Annotated in this window: 1 pseudogene; it reads right to left on the bottom strand. The window is 65.5% G+C overall.

What is annotated here, in order from left to right:
- Positions 1 to 249: pseudogene (locus DBV08_RS32050) on the bottom strand (DUF222 domain-containing protein); the annotation flags it as partial.

The following is a 249-nucleotide window of genomic DNA, read 5'->3' as shown; positions in this document are numbered from 1 at the left end:
CGCGGGCGATCAGGGCGGTGCGTTGTGCCGCGGTGACAAGCCTTTTGAGTGGGGTGACGTCGAGTGGGGCGCCGTTTTCGTCGAGGAGGACGGCGCCGAGCATGCAGTCGCAGGCGATCATGCGGGTGCGGCCGATGCTCAGTGGTCCCATCCAGGGCATGTGGCCGACATCGAGATCTTGTTTGTCGAGGTCCAGAGCGTTGAGGTCGTCACCGTGGGATGTCTCGGTGGTTGTGGCACCGGCGACCG

This window comes from Rhodococcus sp. KBW08, assembly GCF_003852455.1.
Lineage (GTDB): Bacteria > Actinomycetota > Actinomycetes > Mycobacteriales > Mycobacteriaceae > Rhodococcus_F > Rhodococcus_F baikonurensis.
The sequence above is the reverse complement of the archived record's forward strand: the minus strand, read 5'-3'. Positions and strand labels throughout refer to the sequence as shown.